Annotated in this window: 11 protein-coding genes; 6 read left to right on the plus strand and 5 right to left on the minus strand. The window is 60.5% G+C overall.

The annotated features are described in order from the left end of the window. Nucleotides 1–205: 205 nt before the first annotated feature. From HYT87_13260 to HYT87_13270, 3 genes are all read right to left on the minus strand, one after another. Nucleotides 206–856, minus strand: coding sequence for an AAA family ATPase (locus tag HYT87_13260; protein MBI2060731.1), 651 nt, complete (start codon nucleotides 854–856; stop codon nucleotides 206–208). A gap of 625 nt (nucleotides 857–1,481) precedes the next feature. Beyond that, nucleotides 1,482–3,767: a polysaccharide biosynthesis tyrosine autokinase gene (locus HYT87_13265; protein MBI2060732.1), complete on the minus strand. Its 2,286-nt coding sequence runs from the start codon at nucleotides 3,765–3,767 to the stop codon at nucleotides 1,482–1,484. Beyond that, the gene (locus HYT87_13270) at nucleotides 3,768–4,688 is read right to left on the minus strand and encodes an HD domain-containing protein (GenBank protein ID MBI2060733.1); all 921 of its coding nucleotides are present in this window, start codon (nucleotides 4,686–4,688) and stop codon (nucleotides 3,768–3,770) included. Nucleotides 4,689–4,884: 196 nt separating this feature from the next. On the opposite strand from HYT87_13270, the gene HYT87_13275 reads away from it, so the two are divergent. The 5 genes from HYT87_13275 to HYT87_13295 all read left to right on the plus strand — a co-directional run bounded on the left by HYT87_13275 (nucleotide 4,885) and on the right by HYT87_13295 (nucleotide 13,337). Continuing rightward, a complete protein-coding gene (locus tag HYT87_13275) occupies nucleotides 4,885–5,421 on the plus strand; it encodes an Lrp/AsnC family transcriptional regulator (GenBank protein ID MBI2060734.1) in 537 nt (178 codons plus the stop codon). Next, a complete protein-coding gene (gltB, locus tag HYT87_13280; protein ID MBI2060735.1) occupies nucleotides 5,418–9,953 on the plus strand; it encodes a glutamate synthase large subunit in 4,536 nt (1,511 codons plus the stop codon). Before HYT87_13275 ends, gltB begins: the two co-directional genes overlap by 4 nt. A gap of 59 nt (nucleotides 9,954–10,012) precedes the next feature. Beyond that, nucleotides 10,013–11,470: a glutamate synthase subunit beta gene (locus HYT87_13285; protein ID MBI2060736.1), complete on the plus strand. Its 1,458-nt coding sequence runs from the start codon at nucleotides 10,013–10,015 to the stop codon at nucleotides 11,468–11,470. 188 nt (nucleotides 11,471–11,658) lie between these two features. Further along, nucleotides 11,659–12,150, plus strand: coding sequence for a hypothetical protein (locus HYT87_13290; protein ID MBI2060737.1), 492 nt, complete (start codon nucleotides 11,659–11,661; stop codon nucleotides 12,148–12,150). Nucleotides 12,151–12,173: 23 nt separating this feature from the next. Next, a complete protein-coding gene (locus tag HYT87_13295; protein ID MBI2060738.1) occupies nucleotides 12,174–13,337 on the plus strand; it encodes a hypothetical protein in 1,164 nt (387 codons plus the stop codon). A 462-nt stretch (nucleotides 13,338–13,799) separates the two neighbouring features. Here the strand turns inward: HYT87_13295 and HYT87_13300 are convergent, their stop codons facing one another. Both HYT87_13300 and HYT87_13305 read right to left on the minus strand, forming a co-directional pair. Continuing rightward, the gene (locus HYT87_13300; GenBank protein ID MBI2060739.1) at nucleotides 13,800–16,505 is read right to left on the minus strand and encodes a hypothetical protein; all 2,706 of its coding nucleotides are present in this window, start codon (nucleotides 16,503–16,505) and stop codon (nucleotides 13,800–13,802) included. Then, on the minus strand, nucleotides 16,505–17,959 hold the full coding sequence (locus HYT87_13305; protein MBI2060740.1) for an outer membrane protein transport protein: 1,455 nt from the start codon (nucleotides 17,957–17,959) through the stop codon (nucleotides 16,505–16,507). Before HYT87_13305 ends, HYT87_13300 begins: the two co-directional genes overlap by 1 nt. Before the next feature lie 102 nt (nucleotides 17,960–18,061). Between HYT87_13305 and HYT87_13310 the strand changes: the two genes are divergently transcribed. Beyond that, on the plus strand, nucleotides 18,062–19,213 hold the full coding sequence (locus tag HYT87_13310; GenBank protein ID MBI2060741.1) for a hypothetical protein: 1,152 nt from the start codon (nucleotides 18,062–18,064) through the stop codon (nucleotides 19,211–19,213). Nucleotides 19,214–19,273 lie beyond the last annotated feature (60 nt).

Raw genomic sequence — 19,273 nt, forward strand, 5'->3', positions numbered from 1 at the left:
ATGGGTGCCGCCCTCTACGGCTTTCTAGCCACCCGTTCCAAGACCCCCGCCCATAATTAGCTTTTCCCCTCCGGCCATCCTCCCCCCTTCACTGCATCTCCGGCGATAGAAAAACGCTTTTTTCAACATCGGGACCCTTGCGGTAGCTCACTGTCTCGGTCCGATCACCCGCCGGACAAGTTCAGGGACCGCCAGGGGATGACAGTTAGCGCACACAGTAACCCCGTGGATGCTCACCCAGAAGGTAGACCCCCCGCAACCCCAACACGGACGAGAAGAATCCTCCTTTCCGCCAAGGGGTAGCGGAATTTGGGGACTTGGCGGAAGCATCTACCATGACGGAAAGGGCTGATTTGAGCCGGTCCAAGTAGGCAAGGGAACGGTCACAAGGCTTCCCTTCCCGGCGCGAGCGCCCAGAATGATGGAGAACGAGTCCTGCCGCACCCGTTCGCCGGAGGACGTTTTCCCACGCGACAGAAATTGCCGTTCCTTCCGCGTTGTCGTTTTCCCTCGCCATCCTCCAAGTCTTATTAAGCGTGTCCAGGACGACGAGAACGACACCTTCACCGTGGATGATACTCGTCAGTTCGGTGGCATCGCGCATAAGATCGAGTTCGGAAAGAAAAAAAAGATTGTCCGGCCAGCCGCCCATGTTGTCCAGTTTCTCTTTCAAGTTCCAGGTTGGATTTTCCGTAGCGACGAACAATACCGGGCCGGATTTCGACGGGGTGATTCCCACAAGATCACCGCCCCCAGCGATTGCACGCGCCACCGCAAGTGCGAACGTAGTCTTGCCCTCGCCCGTGGGCGCATTGAGAATTGTCGAGAGGGTAGGGAAAAGGTACTCGCCCCACAACCCCGTGATGCGCTGTTCACTCTCCGCGTGAAAGCAATCGCGCCACGGGCAAGCAGTCGCGGTTTCCGCATGGCGCGAAGATCCAGAGCGGAAATTCTCACTCCAAATTTACTCCAAATTTCGTACCCTAATTCCATGTAACGGCTTGTCATCGGTTTTCACGTCGATTGGAAATCGGACGATCTTTCAAGGGTGAATGACAGTCAGTGAGGATAGATGACGGTAGCCTTTGAAATCCGAAGTCTGATGCTCTATCCATTGAGCTACAGGCGCAAGGACGCGCAGTCCCTGCCGTACGCCGAGCCACGAAGGTGAGGCCCGGCCAATCGGCAGGGGCAGGCGTACTATCTTCATCGTCGCGGGCATCCCCATCGCCACGAGGGCATGGGGCCATGATATGTCGCCGTGCCACGGATGGCACGGCATTGAACATGGCCTGCCCGCCGTCAAAGGATGATAGTGCGGCCGACCTCACGTCGGGCCACGTTGAATGGGGTCGATTGTACAGAAAATCAAACCGGCCACCAGTTGAAGGATCAGGACTTCGACTGCCGACAACGGAAGCAGTTCGGCTCAATCGAACCCCGCCTTGGGCGTGATCGCCCGTGGGGTTTGGCTCTCTTCGTTACTCGAGAAAGTTGAGGGGTGGTACGCCGCCTGTGGTCTGGGGCGGGGTTGGCGAGGGAGGTGCAGCGCGACGCCACGGCCACTTCCGTCCTCGGAGCGTCGGCCGCGGGCGGGCATCGGCCTCGGGGGTGTAGCCCTTGCGCTGATAGCGGTAAAGATAGCGAGGATAGAGATAGGGGCCTTGGTAGTCGATGTCGTTCAAGACCATCCCGATCAGATTCGCTCCTACGCCTTTCATCGTATCGACGGCGCGAAGGAGCATGTCCCTGGGCGTACGCCCGACCCGGTAGACCAGGACGACGCCGTCCACGTGGGGCCCGATCACGGCGGCGTCCGCCACCGGAAGGATGGGAGGGCAGTCGATGATGACCACCTCGAAATCTTTCTTCACCTCCTCCAGGAAATGCCGGTTCATGAGCTGCTCGATCGTCTCGGAGGGATGAACCGGTGCTGGACCGGCCGGAAGAATTTTCAAGTTCTCCAATCCTGGAAACCTTTGAACCGACTTGGGATCCAGCCCGTCGAGGATCAAGTCGTAGATCGAACGGACCACCTCTTTGTAACCGACGCCGTCGGTGGTGATGCTGGTCAGGCCTCGATCGAGCCGGAGCGGGAAAATCTTGTGCAGGGTGGGACGCCGGGTATTCGCTTCGATGAGCAGCGTGGAATAGTTCGATTGGGCAAACGCAATCGCGAGATTGGAGGTGACAAACGACTTGCCTTCCTGCGGCGTGGCGCTCGTGACCAGGAACACCTGGCGGTCGCTCCGCCCCCTTCGCATCCCCATCCGCAGGATTCGGAAAGCCTCGCTGGTAGGGTGCTTGGGGTAGTAGTGGGCCACCATGGCGGTGTCGGGCGGGATCTTGGAACCCGCTGGATCGGACGACGGGGAGGAGCGGCCGTTCCCGCTTTCGCGGAGATCGAAATGGGGGATGACGGAAAAGACCGGAAGTTTCACCAAGGCCTCGATTTCGGAAACGTTCTCCAGAGAAAAATCGAAAGCTTCCCGGAGGAACGCCAGTCCCAATCCCACGATGAGGCCCATGAGCAGGATGGGAATAACCGGGGCCAGGCCGAACTGGGATTTGTCCGGATGCGCGGGCAGGAGCGCGTATTCGATGACCCGGACGAAGTCATCCCGATTTCGCGATTCGAATTCGGCGGTTTGCCACGCCTTCTGCATCTCATCCAGCATCTCCTGGTCGTGCTCGACTTTCCGCTGGAGCCGTACGAGCTGGATCTCATCCTCCAGGTAGCTTGTTTTGGCCGCTTCAATCCGGTTCTTTTGCATGGCGATGTCGTTTTCCCGGCGGAGGATTTGCAATTCGAGTTGTTCGATCGTTCGTATGAGATCCAATCGCAGGCTCTTGAGCCGGGAATCCAATTCCAGGATGACAGGATGTTGCGGGGTCAGTTCGGACGTCTTCTCCTGTTTTTCCGAAAGAACGCGGATGAAATTCTGCCGGAGCTGCTCATAGTTGGGCGGCGCGTTGGGGATGTCGAGCGAAGGCAGGCTGGGCTGGCGCTCCAGGTACGGTGCCTGTAGCGCCTGCAGGGTTTCCCCCAAAGCCGATTTCTGATTCTCGAGGTCCTCCTGTATCTCCTCAAGTTCGATCAGCTTGGAAAGGTGGAGCTTCAACGAGGATTCGACCTCCAGGAGTCGGTGCGAGATCTTGAACTCCCCGAGCGCGCGCTCGTCCGCTTCCAACGCGGCTTCCAGCCGCATCCTCTGCTTTCGGGCCGCTTCCTGGGCGGTGGCGGACTGCTCCCGGCTGTTGAGCCCTCGGTACCATTTGTAGGCCTCGGCCGTGAGGTTGGCGATGTCGCGCGACTCCTTCGCATTCGACGACGTGACCTCGATATCGACGATGGAGGTTCTCTGTCGTTGCCGAGGGCGGATCATCCCCTGGATGGATTTGACGATGGGAAAGTACTGGTCGTTCTGGAGGATCTCCTCGTGCTTGAGGTCCGCCGGAATGCGGCCGAGCTTCCGGGCCACTTGGATGACCACCGGGAGGCTGTTGACCACATGCACTTCCGTGCTCAGGTCCGTCCACGCGAAGCTTGTGCCCCCAGGGGCGGCGTAGGAGACCTGCTGAATTTCGACACTCGCCTGGGTGCGGTAAGACGTCCCCCGGGTCCGCGTGAACACGACCGACAGCACGATGGAGACGGACAAACATAGGAGGATGATCCACTTTCTCTTGAGGATGACCCGCGAGATGTCGAGGATCGAAGGCTTCGGCCCGGCAGATCCTTGGGCCGACGGACGGCTCTCGGGCATTTAGGCGAGCGCCTCTCCGATGGTGATCATGGGATATCGGCGAAGGTCCAGGAGCTGTTCGGTGCCCGCTCCGTTCTCATGCTCAAGGATCTCCACCACGGGTTTCATGGGAGTCTCGGGATTGGGCTTGTGCACCCGCGCCAGTTTTCCGCTGGAGAGCTTCACCAGGGAACCGGGTGGATAGGGGGTGATGCGCCGGAGGGCGGCCAGCCAAAGATGGCGCGGGAATTGATCCCGAGACTGTCCGAGGAGAAGTGAAAATCCGTCGAAGAATGATTGAGGCGCGCGGTGGGGCCGGAAGTGGGTGACACTCTCGACCGAATCGCAAAAGCCCACGATCTTGGCCAGGTGCTCAATCTCCTCTCCCCTCAAGCGATGCGGGTAGCCGCTCCCGTCCTCGCGTTCCTGTTCCTGAAGCGACAGCCTGGAGAAAGCTTTCTTGAGCCGGGAGTCTTGGAGGAGCCGGGCGCCTCGCTCCGGATGTGTCTGAACCACCTTGCGCTCCTCCTCGGTGAACTTCCTTCCCACCTTGAGGAGATCCTCCGGAAGATCGAACATGCCGACGTCGTGCAGGAGTCCGCCAGCGCCGAGGATGAGAAGATCCTTGCCCTCCACGGACATCTCCCGGCCCAAGGAGAGGCTCAGAATGGCCACGTTGATGGAGTGGTCATAAAGGAAGTGGGATCGATACTCGCCTTCGTTGGGATGGAAGACGGATTTCAGCCATCCGTCGGGATGAAGGGCAAGGTCGGAAGCCATTTCGGTCAGGATGGAGAACAAACGGTGCTCCTCGGTGTCCCGCCCGTTTCGCAGGCGATCGACAAAACGCATCAATTCCTCGCGCGCGGTGCGCACCAGCGAATCAATGCGTTCCCGTTCGCGGGCGGCCACCCTTGATTCATCACGACCCGTGCTGCTCATGGCCCTCCTGTAGGTAAATCACATGCTAGCACAGTGGACCGGACAAGGAAAGTGGGGATCCTCTCCCGCCGAAGGACGGAGGAGGAGAACCCTGTCGGGTGGGCCTCGGCCGGCTCGTCGAGCGGTACGGGGGCGAATGCGCTTGACACCTCCAGGTCGAGTTGCTATGAAAAAGACCTGTGAATCAAAGGCAACAATGGAAAAAAACCTTACAAAATTAGGCAAAGATCCCCATTCGCTTGACGAGATAGACATCGGGATCCTCGCCCTCCTTCAGGAGAACTGCAAACTCCCGCTCGCCCGGATCGGCCGGAAGGTCGGTCTCAGCGCGCCGTCGGTCATCGATCGGATCAAGAGGATGGAGGAGGAAGGGCTCATCCAAGGCTACCATGCGCGTCTGGATGCCCGAAAGCTGGGGAAGGACGTCACCGGCTTTGTGGGCGTGTCGATCGCCCACCCGAGGCAGATCGACCCTTTCGTAACCGCCGTCCGGTCCATGCGGGAGATTCTGGAGTGCCACCACGTCACCGGCGGGTATACGCTTCTGCTCAAGGTGAAGCTGGAAAACACGACCGCCTTGGAGGACCTCATCCGCAGAATCCGTTCGCAGGCGGGCGTTGAACGTACCGAAACCATGATCGCCCTGTCCACCCCCACCGAACGAGTCCAGATCGATCTGGGGTCCGCGTCTGAAAACGGCCACAACGGTGGCAAGCGCCGGAGAAAACCATGACCGGTCAGTCGCTCCGGCCCCAAGGGCTTTATCATCCCGACCACGAGCACGATTCGTGCGGCGTCGGGTTCGTCGTCGACATGAAAGGGGTCCCTTCAAACGACATTCTTCGGAAAGGCATCGAAGTCCTGAACAACCTCACGCATCGGGGAGCGTGCGGCTGCGACCCGCTCACGGGCGACGGCGCGGGCATCCTGTTCCAAATCCCACACGCGTTTTTCGAAAAGGAGTGCGCCAAGCTGGATCTTCTGCTCCCGGCGCCGGGGGAATATGCCGTCGGAATGGTCTTTCTTCCCAGGGAAGTCTCCCAGCGCGATTCGTGCGAGCAGGCCTTCGAGAAAATTGTTCGTCGCGAGGGACAGCGACTTCTAGGCTGGCGCGAAGTTCCCGTCGATCCCTCCCAGTGCGGTCCTCAGGCGCGGGAGATCCGCCCCGAGATCCGTCAGATCTTCATCGCGCCGGGGCGGAACGTTTTTGGGCAGGACGCCTTCGAGCGGAAACTTCTCGTCATCCGCAAGCAGATCGAGAACTGGGTGCGCGGATCGGGCCTCCGGGACGCCGACGCGTTCCACATCCCGAGCCTGTCCAGCCGGACGATTGTGTACAAGGGCCTTCTCATTTCTCACCAGATTCCCCGGTTCTATCTCGATCTTCAGAATCCGATGCTGGCGAGCGCCATCGCCATGGTCCACCAACGCTTCAGCACGAACACGCTTCCCTCATGGGACCGCGCGCATCCTTACCGCTTCCTCTGCCACAACGGCGAAATCAACACGCTGCGCGGAAACATCAATTGGATGCATGCGCGGCAGGCGCTGTTCCAGTCCCCGTTGTTCAAGGACGACATCAGGAAGATCATGCCGGTCATTTCACCCGGCGGGAGCGACTCCGCCATGTTCGACAACGCCCTTGAGCTGCTTGTCCACACCGGTCGTTCGCTTCCCCACGCCATGATGATGATGATCCCGGAGGCGTGGCAGAAACATCAGCTCATGGATGAAACCAAGAAGGCCTTTTATGAGTACCATGCGTGCATCGTGGAGCCGTGGGATGGTCCGGCCTCCATCGCCTTCACGGACGGGCGTGTGGTCGGCGCGGTGCTGGACCGGAACGGACTGCGCCCCTCGCGCTACGTGGTCACCAAGGACGGTCTGGTGGTCATGGCGTCCGAAGTGGGCGTGCTGGACATTCCGGCCGAGAACATCCTCCTGAAGGGTCGGCTGCAACCCGGCAGGATGTTTCTCGTGGATCTGGCCAAGGGACGGATCGTGGCGGACGAGGAGATCAAAGCCGAGATCGCCGCGCGCAAGCCGTACCGCCGCTGGCTCGACGACCAGTTGGTGAAACTGGAAGACCTGCCTTCCCACAAGATGCTGCCCGAATCGCTCAAGCCGGCCGATCTCCTGCGGCGTCAGCTTGCCCACGGGTACACGCTGGAGGATCTCCGCCTCCTGATGGTTCCGATGGCGCTCAACGGGCAGGATGCCGTGGGCTCGATGGGTGTGGACACGCCGCTCGCGGTCTTGTCGGAACGGCCCCAGCTCCTGTTCAGCTATTTCAAACAGCTCTTCGCCCAGGTCACGAATCCTCCGATCGATCCCCTGCGGGAAGATCTCGTCATGTCCATTGAAACCACCCTCGGGCCCGAAAGGAATCTTTTTGAAGAGACGCCGGACCACGCCCGAAAGATCAGGCTGACGTCACCCACGCTAACGAACGAAGAACTGGCCCGGCTCAAGGAATTGAATCAGCCCGGCCTCGTCTCCCACACGATTCCCGCGCTGTTCGAGGCGCGGAGGGGTCCGGACGGACTCCGCTCGGCGCTGGACGAACTGTGTCGGCGGTCTGCGGAGGCGATCGACGGGGGAGCGACGATCCTCATCCTGTCCGATCGAGGCATGGACCAGACCCATGCGGCGATCCCGAGCCTCCTCGCCGTCTCCGCCGTGCATCACCACCTCATCCGGGAAGGAAAACGTGTGCGGGCGGGCCTCGTGATCGAAACGGGCGAACCGCGAGAGGTGATGCACTTCTGCCTGCTGATGGGATATGGCGCGGGGGCGGTCAATCCTTACCTGGCGTATGAATCGGTCCGACAGCTCGTGCGCGAGGGCATCATCAAGGAGGTGGACGACGACGAGGCGGTCACGCGCTACCGAAAAGCCGTGGACAAGGGACTGCTCAAAGTCGCCACCAAGATGGGGATCTCTACGTTGCAGAGCTATCGAGGCGCGCAGATCTTCGAAGCCATCGGCATCAACAAGGAGGTCATCGACAAGTATTTCACGTGGACCGCTTCCCGCATCGAGGGCATCGGGATGGACACGATTGCCCGCGAGACGTTGATCCGGCATGAGAAATCTGTTGCGGAGTCTGCCGGCGCGGGCGCCGACCTTGAGGCCGGCGGGCAATATCAGTGGCGCCGGCGGGGAGAGTTTCACCTCCTGAACCCGGACACCATCGGGAAGCTCCAGCACGCGGTGCGGAGCAAGAACCCGGCGACGTACAAGGAGTTCGCCGAGATGGTCAACAATCAGAACCAGCGGTTGGCGACGATCCGCGGGCTCCTCCGTTTCAAACCGGGGAAACCGGTTCCGTTGGATGAGGTGGAGCCGGCCGCGGAGATTGTGAAGCGGTTTGCCACGGGCGCCATGTCGCTCGGGTCCATCAGCCGCGAGGCGCACGAGACCCTTGCCGTGGCCATGAACCGGATCGGCGGGAAGAGCAATACGGGCGAAGGGGGCGAGGATCCTGAACGCTACCTTCCGGATCCGAACGGAGATTCCCGGCGAAGCGCCATCAAGCAGGTGGCGTCGGCCCGATTCGGGGTGACCATCGGTTACCTCATCAACAGCGACGACCTCCAGATCAAGATCGCCCAGGGCGCGAAGCCCGGCGAGGGGGGTCAGTTGCCGGGGCACAAGGTGAGCGAGTACATCGCAAAGGTCCGGTACTCGGTTCCCGGCGTGGGGCTGATCTCCCCCCCCCCGCACCACGACATCTATTCGATCGAGGACATCGCCCAGCTCATCCACGACCTGAAAAACGCGAATCCCCAGGCGAGAGTCCACGTCAAACTGGTGGCGGAGGTGGGCGTAGGCACGGTGGCGGCGGGCGTCGCCAAGGCGAAGGCGGATGTGGTGCTCATCAGCGGCTACGAGGGCGGCACGGGGGCCTCGCCGCTCACCTCCATCCAGCACGCCGGCATCCCCTGGGAATTGGGATTGGCCGAGACGCAGCAGGTCCTCGTGATGAACGGCCTTCGCGGACGGATCATTGTCCAGACGGACGGCAAGATGCAGACCGGGAGGGACGTTGCCATCGCGGCCCTTCTGGGCGCGGAGGAGTTCGGCTTCTCCACGCTTCCCCTCGTGGCCCTCGGTTGCATCATGATGCGGGTCTGCCACCTCAACACCTGTCCGGTCGGAATCGCCACGCAGGATCCGCTCCTTCGGAAGAAATTTGCCGGCGAGCCCGAGCACGTCATCAATTATTTCTTCTTTGTTGCGGAGGAGCTCAGGCAGATCATGGCGGAACTCGGGTTCCGAAAAGTGGCCGACATGGTGGGTCGAACGGACAAGCTTGAGATGCGCGACGCCATCGACCACTGGAAGGCCAAAGGCCTCGATTTCACCCCGCTCCTCCACAAGGTGGAGTCTTCGTCTACAGCGGCGATCCGGTGCGTGGAGGCGCAGGACCACGGGCTTGAAAACGCACTCGATCACGTCCTGATCCAACTTTCCCGCGAGGCCATCGAGCAGAAAAAGCCGGTCGAAATTCGGATGCCGATCCGGAACTCCAACCGGTGCGTCGGCACGATGCTCAGCGGCGAGATTGCGAAGAAGTACGGGGATGAGGGGCTCCCCCCAGAGACGATCCAGATTTACTTCGAGGGATCCGCGGGCCAGAGTTTCGGTGCATTCCTTGCGCATGGCGTCTCGCTGACGTTGGAAGGCGATGCGAACGACTACACGGCCAAGGGCCTTTCCGGGGGGCGCGTGGTGGTTCATCCACCGTCGGCCTCCACGTTTGTGGCGGAGGAGAACATTCTGGTGGGAAACGTCGTCCTCTACGGAGCCACCGGCGGAGAGGCGTATTTCAGGGGGATCGCGGGCGAACGATTCGCCGTCCGGAACAGCGGGGCAACCGCGGTGGTGGAAGGCGTGGGCGACCACGGGTGCGAATACATGACTCGGGGAACCGTGCTCGTTCTTGGAAGGACGGGTCGCAATTTCGCGGCCGGCATGAGCGGCGGGGTGGCCTACGTGCTCGATGTGGACCGCGATTTCAAGAAGAAGTGCAATACGGGCATGGTCGAACTTCAGGAACTCATGGACCCATCGGATGTCTCCACGGTCCGCCGTCTCCTCCAACGGCATTTGCAATTCACGAAGAGTGCGGTGGCGGATCGCATTCTCAAGCGTTGGGATGACTACCGGACTCTGTTCGTGAAAGTCCTCCCCGTCGAATACAAGAAGGTCCTTGCCCATCAGCACCTGAGCGAGGAAGCGCTCAAGCTCGCGGCGGTCTAGGGCAATGGGATCAAGGTTTCAACCTGTAGCGGAGCCTTCAGGCTCCGCGCTGTGACTCGATGGGCAAGATCACCGGATTCCTGGAAAAGCAGCGCGAGCTGCCCCCGGATCGGCCGGTCGGCGATCGCCTCAAAGATTGGAAAGATGTCCATAAGGAGTTTCCGGAGGAGCTTCTGCGCTCTCAGGCCGGCCGGTGTATGGACTGCGGCGTGCCCTTCTGTCACAAGGGGTGTCCGCTGGGAAATATCATCCCCGATTGGAACGATCTGATTTACCGGAACCGCTGGCGGGAGGCGCTGGACCGGTTGCTCTCCACCAACAACTTTCCTGAGTTCACGGGCCGAATCTGTCCGGCCCCCTGCGAGGACGCGTGTGTGCTCAGTATCAACGACCGACCGGTGACCATCGAGCGGATCGAGCAGGCGATCGTGGAGAACGGCTACCGGCAGGGATGGATGACGCCGTCCTCCCCCGCCCGCCGCACGGGCAAGAAGGTGGCGGTGATCGGTTCCGGTCCCTCCGGCCTGGCCTGCGCCGATCAACTCAACAAGGCAGGACACAAAGTCACGGTGTTCGAACGGGCCGACCGGCCGGGCGGCCTCCTGATGTACGGGATTCCGGATTTCAAATTGGAGAAGCATGTGGTTCGCCGTCGCCTCGACCTCATGCAGGAGGAGGGAGTCGAATTCAAGACGGGCGCCCACGTGGGCGTCAACGTCCCCGCCGACGATCTTCGCAAGCGATTCGACGCGCTCGTCCTGGCCGGCGGGGCGACGCAGCCCCGGGACCTGCCGATTCCGGGGCGTGATCTCCAGGGCATCCATTTCGCCATGAACTATCTTCCTCTGCAAAACAAGCGAAACCAAGGCGATCCGATTGCAGACGCGGATTTTATATCGGCGAAGGACAAGCGGGTGGTCGTTCTCGGGGGGGGGGACACGGGATCGGATTGCCACGGGACGGCGCTCCGCCAGGGCTGCCGATCTCTTCTGTCGTTGGAACTCCTGCCCAAACCGCCCGAGCAGCGGATGTCGAACAACCCCTGGCCCGAGTGGGGACGCGTGTTCCGGACCTCCAGTTCACACGAGGAAGGAGGAAATCGAGATTGGGGCATTCTGACCAAGGAGTTTTGCGGCCGCGAAGGCCGGCTCGCGAAGATTCGCGTGGTGCGGGTCGATTGGCAGGCCTCGGCGAACGGCGGCCCGCCCAAGATGGTGGAAATCCCCGGATCGGAGTTTGAGATCGAAACCGATCTCGTCCTGTTGGCGCTTGGATTCCTGGGCCCGGAGAAGGGAACTCTCCTGAAGCAGCTTGGCGTCAACGTGACGGACCTCGGGAGCGTGGCCGTGGATGGAAGCTACATGACCAACCAGGAGGGAGTGTTCTCGTGCGGGGACATGCGGCGGGGGCAGTCGCTTGTCGTGTGGGCGATCTGGGAGGGCCGTGAGGCTGCGCGCGGTGTGGACAAGTACCTGATGGGGGAGACCGGCCTCCCCAGCAGTCCGTTCCATTACTAAGAGCCTCTGACAGAACGCCGATTCGTAGGGGAGCATCTTCAGATGCTCCCTCTTGTCCTTGCCTCCTCGTAGGGGAGCACCTACAGGTGCTCCCTCTTGGTTGCTCCCTCTTGTCTACGCATTCTGCTAGACGCTCTAAGAACTGCGACACCTTGACTTCACGGGTCAAGATATGCGATAGGGCGATCATGAAAAAGTCGTTCCTTACCCTCCCGCTTTCACTTCTGTGCCTGGCGAATCTGTCCTGCGGGAGTGCCTACGATGACGCGTCCTCATCGCCCAACACGACGGTCCAGGAGCCGTCGACGAGTGCACCGGCCACTTCTGATCAGGGCTCTACACCTGCAACACCGGCGGCTCCGGCGGAGGGGACGCTCAGTGGGTCGGTGCAGCCGATACTCACGGCCAATTGCTCGTGCCATTTGGGTGCACTGGCTCCAGCCGGAATGAATCTCGAATCGGGAAAAGCCTTCGCGAGCACCGTGGGGGTTCAGTCGACGGTTGGCTCCTGCACGAAACTCAAGCGGATCGAGGCGGGCAAGGCGGATGACAGTGTTCTAATCAAGCGCGTGGAAGGGAGTTCCTGCGGAGCCCAGATGCCGAAAGGGCGGACGCCGCTTTCGGCGGACCATGTCTCCACGATCCGGAAATGGATCGAGGCGGGGGCTCCCAATAATTAGTGATGAGTGAAGCGTGATGAGTGATGAGAGAAAGAGCAACGGCGGCAAAGACTCATTCTAGGTTTCTTCCGGTTCTTTTCCTTCTCATCACTACTTACTCTTCACTCATCACGCGCTCCGCGTACGGCGAGCCGTATCTGGCTGTTCGCTCCGGAGAGAAGTGTCTCGTCTGTCACGTGAACATGACGGGGGGGGGGAAGCGGACGGACCACGGCGCCAAGTACGGCCAGAAGTACCTGCCCATCATCGAATCGGAGCCCGTTTCGTTTCGATTTTCCAATGTTTTGGCCATAGGCTCCGATGTGCGAGTGGACGAATCGAATCGGCGCTACCGCAAGCCCGAGTCCCTGCGTTCGAGTCTCGCGCCCGGGGTGGCACCCACCAAGAACGGAAACGGCGTGGAAGCCGGCCAAGCGAGCTTCTACGTCGAGGCGAACATGCTCGACAGTGCCGTGAATTTTTATCTCGACGAATCGTTCGCGCCGGCCGCAACCACCCGGGAGGTGTTTATGAGGGCCGAACATCTGGATTCACGCTCGTACGTGAAGGTGGGACACTTCTTCATGCCGTACGGCCTACGGGTCGTGAACAACGAAACGTTCATTCGCGAGCAGACCGGCTACACGATGACCCAGGGAGGCGACGGGATTGAATTAGGCCTGGAGCCGGATCCCATCGACCTCACGTCTGTTCGAATCGCGGTGGTGGACGATGCGGCCACCGGGCCGGATGCGTCCGGCGTGGTCGAGGCTGTGCACGATCTATTCCGGATCGGCGCTTCAGGCGGCTATCAATCGGGGGACGGCTCCGATCGCAGCGCACTCGGAGAGTATCTCGGCATTCGGCTCACCCGGTACGCCCAGATCCTTCAGGAACTCGACTTCCTTTCTGAAATCCGCCCCGGCAAGGATGAAACGGCCCTCATCCACTACCTGGAGGCCAATGTCACCCCGCACAAGGGGGTCAACCTGAAGGGCTTTTACGAACGTTGGTCGCCAAGCAAAGGCGCCGCGTCCTTGTGCAGGGCCGGACTCGATCGATTCGGCGGCGGCGTGGAAACTTTTCCTGTCCCGTTCGTGCGATTGGGCGTTTCGAGTTCATTCACCATTGTGGGAGACGACTACGCCCCTGTCCTTGGCCACGACCGCGCCTTCTCCTTCCTCGCCCAGGCCCACCTGTTTTTCTGAGAAGTAACGGCCCGACGCCTGAGGGATAGGGAATGGGGGACGTTGCATGGAATAGTACTTATTCAAGCCATGTGTTGGGAGAGAACAAAGGGGTCAAGTCTTGACTTGATACTTCTGAGGATCGCCGATGGAGCAAGTTGTGCCAAGTCAAGACCAACCCGTCCGCCCGCGCTGTCCCCAAGTAGTATCAAATCAAGACTTGACCCCATGCCTCAAGAGCTTCTGACAGAATGCCGATTCGTAGGGGAGCATCTTCAGATGCTCCCCCTTGTCGGGAGGGTCTGAAGACCCTCCCCTACGCATCATGACCAACATAAACCTTTCAAAAAATGGCAAAAGTCGAGCTAAGCCTTGTGAGAAGACAAAGGTTACATCTGTGATCTGTTTTTCTGAGAGGCATTCAGAGTCAGGCATTCGGGGTCCATGCTGAAAGCCGATGGCCGATCGCCGAAAGCTTGATTCCTACCGGTTGAACTTGGAGAGGGCGTTGATTTCGGGATCGGTGTTGGGGTCGCCGCGGTTGAAGGCGGGCATGTTGTCCTTGGTGTAGTAGTTGCCGTACTTGCCGTTCCACAGGAGGCCATGGCCCATGTTGTAGAGGATGACGCCGGTGCGCGGGCCGAGCGATACGGTTTCCTCGTACACGTTCGGATGGGTGCCCAGATTGTGCCCTCCGCCCTGTTCGTGGCGGCGGGGCCTTCTTGACCCCCGGACGGCAATCGAAGATCCGTCTCCCCAGTGCCGGAGGGGCATGCCCGGGGGCCCGGAGTAGTTCGTGATCACGTCCGAATAGCGGCCCTTCACGTCCGCCAGCAGCGATTTGAAAGTGAAGTTTTCGTCGTTCTCCGACAGGTGGAAGATTTTCCGCGCGCCGCCGCTCTCCTTCAAAATGAGGTCGATCGCGTCGACGTTCTTGAACACCTCGTCCAGGAAGCCTTCGTATGCCTCCATGAATTCCGAGTAAGGGGGCTGGTAGCCGAGAGAGGACTGCGTCTGTGCCGTGATAAAGAATCCGTCGTATCGTTCGCCCTCCGGCAGATCCTTCATGGCCACCTCGCGAAGCCCTTTGATCGCCATGTAGTGTTGGGGATTGATTTCCGTCGTGAAGAGGTCCCGCGGGAAACCCGGATCGAGCCCCGTTCGGGCCATCTCATCGAGGTCCTGCTTCCTGTCCTTGTCGGCGCCCGTCGGATCCTTGAATTTGTACTCGTATTCCACCTCGGCCCGCCCCACGAGCCATTCGGGAAAGACCTCTCCGGGGTTTGTGAGCCATCCCGCTTTCTTCACGGTTCCATCGGGGGCCACGGTTTTCAGCGTGAGGAGGTCCATGGCCACCCGGATGCAGATGGCCGGACCGCAGGAGCGATTGACCAGGCCGCTCCCGGTGTTGTTTGAGGGCAGTTCGTCGGCGTAGACCAACTCGGTGAGTTTGGAGTAGTCCATCCCTTTCCGAAGGACGAGGGAGAAGCCGCTGAGAATCTCCAGCTTCCCGCCCAAGTAGAAATAGGGATTGTCCATCGGAAGCAGCGCATACTGTGCGCGGACGTCGAAGTCCTTCACCTCCATCGGGGCTTGGTCTTGGACGGATGCCAGGCTCGTTTTCGCGAGTTGCCGTCCGAGACTTTGCATCCGGCCGAGGTTGGTTCCCCCCTGACGGTCCGGCCCGAAATTCGGCACGAGGGCAATGCTTCTTCCCCCCTCCAGCAAGGGGATGGGGCTGTCCGACGATTCGGATCCTTCGATGGAATTCCCGTCGCAATCCACGTACCGTCCCTGTGCGTCGATCTTGGGAATCGGATTGCCGAGCGGTCCCGTGAGCCCTCCCTGGGGGCCGATCTGGAAGAGGCAGGTCCCGCCGATTTTGGATTCGACGAAGTTGCAGACGTTTTCGGCATAGTCGCCGGTAAGTTTGGTGTTGGATCCCGGGCCGGCCTCGACGTGGGCGCCCCACACCACGAATGTGGCCAGGACTTCGCTCGGATGGTCCGCGGAGACGAACTGCCACGTGTATACGTTGAAATCGAGGACCGTAGGCATGCGGGAATCGCCGTTCAGGAACCGCACCGGCTTTTCCTGAAGGTCTTTCGGGGTCATGCACTCCACTCCGGCGTCGACCATGCCGTTGTCGAGAATGCCCCGGTCCTCATCGGTGTTGGGCACGCCGTCTTCGTTGCAATCGATCTCCGCCTCCACGATGCCGTCCCCGTCGGCGTCCCTGAAATCGTCCGTATGCTGGAAGCTCTTCCTGAAACAGCCGACTTCCTTGTGGGGCTGGTCCCGCTCGGCGAAGCGCATCTTGGCCGGCTTCATCCCGGCGAGCGCCTCTCGGAGCGCATCGGCGGTCCGGTCTTCCACCCAGAGCCAGTAGGGGTAGTTGTGAAAATTCATCGCGCCCACCGGGAAGGCGAGCTCCAGCACGCCTTCGATCTTCAGGAGATCTCCGATGCGAACGCCGCCGGGACCCTTGATGTCGAAGTTCTTCAAAAGGTTCGGACCCCAGAGGCCTTGCGGGTCCGGGAGGGAATGGTTGTGATGGACATACAGGATGATGTTTTCTTTGCGGATACGGCCGTTCGTTTCACCCGCGAGCCTCTCGCGCAATCCCGCGAGTTGGAGCGTCGGGAAGCCGACGAAGGGGAGACCGATCACCGCGGTCACCTCGTCGTTCTGCTGGAGCACCATAGCTTTGGCATAGATGCTTGCTTCGGTGTCGATGCTCGTGGCGGGACGGCCTTCGTCGTAACCGCCCATCCAGAGCGCCTCGAATTGGCCGTTCCTGTTGGCGTCTACGAAACCTTCCCGGCAGGTTGCAGGGTCCGGATCCGGCTTGTCCAAGTAGCCTTCATAGATCTCGGAGGAGTTGCGTTGGCGGTGGCCGGGCTCGCGCCATTCCCAGCATCCATCCGAGACTCCGTCGGCCGGCTTCGCGGGGTAGGGCAGGCTCGGGGAATCGAGTTCGTCGCTGTAGTGGATCGGCAGCTCGAAGCAGAATTTGCCGCTCGGGCAGGACCCGTCCGAGTTGTAGGGAACGGGCATGATGTCCACTTTCGACGCGCCCGCTCGGAACCGGCCGTCTTTCGGCAGTTCGACCTGGAATTGAGGTTCGAGCGACTTGCTGCACGAGACCGCGAGCGCGAGGGAGATGAGGATCGGGATGGGCTTCCGCATTATGGCAGCGGTCCTTCCGGTTGAAGGGTTGGGGCGGATTCCGAAGCAGGTGCTTCTTCGGGGTCCACGGCACGTCCGAATCGATAGATGATGCCAACGTTCAGGAAACTTACGGCATTGGTATATTTTCCCGGCGCCGCCGGTTTCTGGAGTGATTCGTTGAGATCGACGGTTCGGTCACCATACAGGACTTGGACGAAGGCCGCCTTGACGCTCAAGTCCTCGGCGACTTTCACGTCCGCCCCGAGAGTAGCCGCCATTTTGTTCGAATCGAACGTGGCGGGCGTGAGCCATGAGTCCGGGATGGCGTTGGAATCGAAACTGCCGCCGAGAAAGGGAGAGACACGATCCGTGTAGGCGTACTTGAATCCCAGGCGGACTCCGAACGCGTCCTGAAACTGCTGCTCGCTCACTTGCCGTTCGGGGATCAGGTTGTGCCTCCGGTCAAAGGTTTCCAGCCGGATTGCGTCGAAGGAAGACCAATCCACCCACTCCATGTAGAGCCTCGTCCGGAGTTTTGAGGTGGGATAGTAGTCGAAGGACGATTTGAGCGAAGCCGGCAGCGTATATTTGGCCGTGACGCCCGCGAGCAAGGGCTGAATTCGATCGGCCTCCGAAGGGGTGGGATCGAGGATGATGCCTCCGTCGCCCGTTCGGCAACCAACGCGCCGGCACAGGAAGGAGCCATCGGGCGTGAGCGAGAACACTCCTTTGGACTCCACGGATGTAGGCGTGGTGAAACTTGCCCCGAATCTCCAGGAGTCATAGTTGAAAAAGACGCCGAGAATTCCGCTGAAGGCATTGCCGGCCAGGTTGTCCAAGTGCCGGATGGCATCCACGTCCTGGGATTCCGGCTTGCCCCCAGTGAGCGTTGCCGCGATGTCCGCATGCGCGGTGCTGTCCAGGAAGGCTCGCACATAGCTGAATCCGAAACCGACAAAGGCGTGTTCCGTCAGAGGATGGGCGTAGGCCGGCGTCACATAGTAATGGGTGAGAGTGCTTTCGGTGGAAAAATATTTCTGAGCTCCGTTCGGGTCGTCCCATTCGGAGGAGGAGCCAAAGGGAGCATAGGCGCCGATGCCGAAAACTCCTTCTCCGGCGGGGTGGGAGAATCCGGCGAATGGGAAGGGGAAGCGATTGCTGAGACTGGCCTTCCGGGAGGTGGCCGAATCGCGGAGCAGCCACTCGCCGGTATTCTGGTCTTGGAAGTACTCGTGGCTGCGCGTGTAGCTGCTGGTTCGGAAGAAGTAGCTCGCGTCGAGCATTGCCGCCGGGGTGGGGTCACCTCCCAAGGCGGCGGGGTTCCAGAAAACGGCGGAGGGGTTGGCCTCCGTGGGACCGCTGTCGGGTCCGCCGACCTGCGTGATGTAGAAGCCGCTCGCGCGGGCGAATTTCATCCCATGCAAGGCAGTCGTGAACAGGAGGGTGAGGGCGATCAGCGCGGTAGGACGCATCGCCGCGGATTGTACCAATGGGCCGGTCAAAGGCAAGCCCTCTGCGTTGACTTTGTGTGATTCCAAGAGTAAAATACCGCTCTTGAAAGGATAAGGATATCCATGAGAGTCAGTGTCGCAAGGAAGATTTCCATCGTTCTGCTCGCTTCCGCCTTCATCGGCTGTGAGAATGACAAGGGGGGCAGCGGGTCAACTTCCGCGGGTCCGGCGGGAAACCAAATTGAGAAGATGGGACCGGCTAAGATTTCCACCCCAAGCGATGTCCAGGCCTCGCTCGATTCGTATGGCAACGGAACGAGTGGGTATGTTTCCCTGGTGAATCGACTTCTGGCGACCAGCAAGCATTTCATCTCTTCGGTTCAGGGTCTGAATCTTTCGAACGACAGCGCGCAGTTGCCGTTCTCGACCGCGCCGCTCAGACCTCAGGCCACGGCCACGCCTTGCCCCAAGATCGGAAGCAATGGGAGTTTCAAGACGGTCGATGGTTCACTGGAAGGGAACCTGAGCCTGACCGTCGATTTCGGGGTTACCGGCTGCACGCCGAAGGAAGTCAAGGAAGGCATCCTGTTCGGAAAGATCGACGTCGATCTCAACGCGGAGAAGGCCGCGGGCGACTGGACGTTCCGATACGAAGGGTTCAAGGTCATCAACAAGGGCGCCCAGATCGTAGTCGGCGCCGACGGCTCCATCAAAGTCGCCTGGATTGGAAAGGCTATCCCGATGATGGCCGGATCCACGGGCGCGCCGTCCGACATGACCACCACTCTCGATCTCAAGGGGGTGGACTCCGGACGTGAAGTGTCGGTCAAGGGCGAGAGCGTGTTCAAACAGAAAACGAGCACCATTTTCGATACGACCGAGGACATGGAGGTGGCGGTCAGCGGCATCACCCATCTCCTGAAGGGCAGTTCGCTCCAGGAGATTCAGTCCGGAAAACTTGTCTCGATCACTCCGCTTGGAACGCCGGAGGTTCAGGAGGGCGAGGAGGCGAAGCTGAAACTGGATCAACGCGTGGATTACGGCAACTCCGTTTTCGGCCGCCTGGTGATTGAGAGTAATCGCGCGGTCTTGTCCTCCAGCTGTTCCAAGAACCCCGTTTCCGGCGAGACCACGCTTTCGAACGAGCTGGGCGCGGCGAAACTGACCTATCGGGACGCTTGCGAGGGGAAGGCACTGGCCACGATCAACGGGCAATCAGCGGGAGACTTGAATACGGTGACGCTTCAGCCGGTCGCCACCGTTCCTCAGCGGTAGGCGCGGGCCATGGTCCATGCCGCACCATCCGTGGTGCGGCGACATATCATGGTCCCATAC

Source organism: Nitrospirota bacterium, assembly GCA_016180645.1.
Classification (GTDB): Bacteria; JACPQY01; JACPQY01; order JACPQY01; family JACPQY01; genus JACPAV01.

Bases quoted from the DNA above. Each gene is read 5' to 3' on its own strand.
- HYT87_13265 (MBI2060732.1), bottom strand. From the start codon at position 3,767: ATGCCCGAGAGCCGTCCGTCGGCCCAAGGATCTGCCGGGCCGAAGCCT.
- HYT87_13270 (MBI2060733.1), bottom strand. From the start codon at position 4,688: ATGAGCAGCACGGGTCGTGATGAATCAAGGGTGGCCGCCCGCGAACGG.
- HYT87_13275 (MBI2060734.1), top strand. From the start codon at position 4,885: ATGGAAAAAAACCTTACAAAATTAGGCAAAGATCCCCATTCGCTTGAC.
- gltB (MBI2060735.1), top strand. From the start codon at position 5,418: ATGACCGGTCAGTCGCTCCGGCCCCAAGGGCTTTATCATCCCGACCAC.
- HYT87_13285 (MBI2060736.1), top strand. From the start codon at position 10,013: ATGGGCAAGATCACCGGATTCCTGGAAAAGCAGCGCGAGCTGCCCCCG.
- HYT87_13290 (MBI2060737.1), top strand. From the start codon at position 11,659: ATGAAAAAGTCGTTCCTTACCCTCCCGCTTTCACTTCTGTGCCTGGCG.
- HYT87_13295 (MBI2060738.1), top strand. From the start codon at position 12,174: ATGAGAGAAAGAGCAACGGCGGCAAAGACTCATTCTAGGTTTCTTCCG.
- HYT87_13300 (MBI2060739.1), bottom strand. From the start codon at position 16,505: ATGCGGAAGCCCATCCCGATCCTCATCTCCCTCGCGCTCGCGGTCTCG.
- HYT87_13305 (MBI2060740.1), bottom strand. From the start codon at position 17,959: ATGCGTCCTACCGCGCTGATCGCCCTCACCCTCCTGTTCACGACTGCC.
- HYT87_13310 (MBI2060741.1), top strand. From the start codon at position 18,062: ATGAGAGTCAGTGTCGCAAGGAAGATTTCCATCGTTCTGCTCGCTTCC.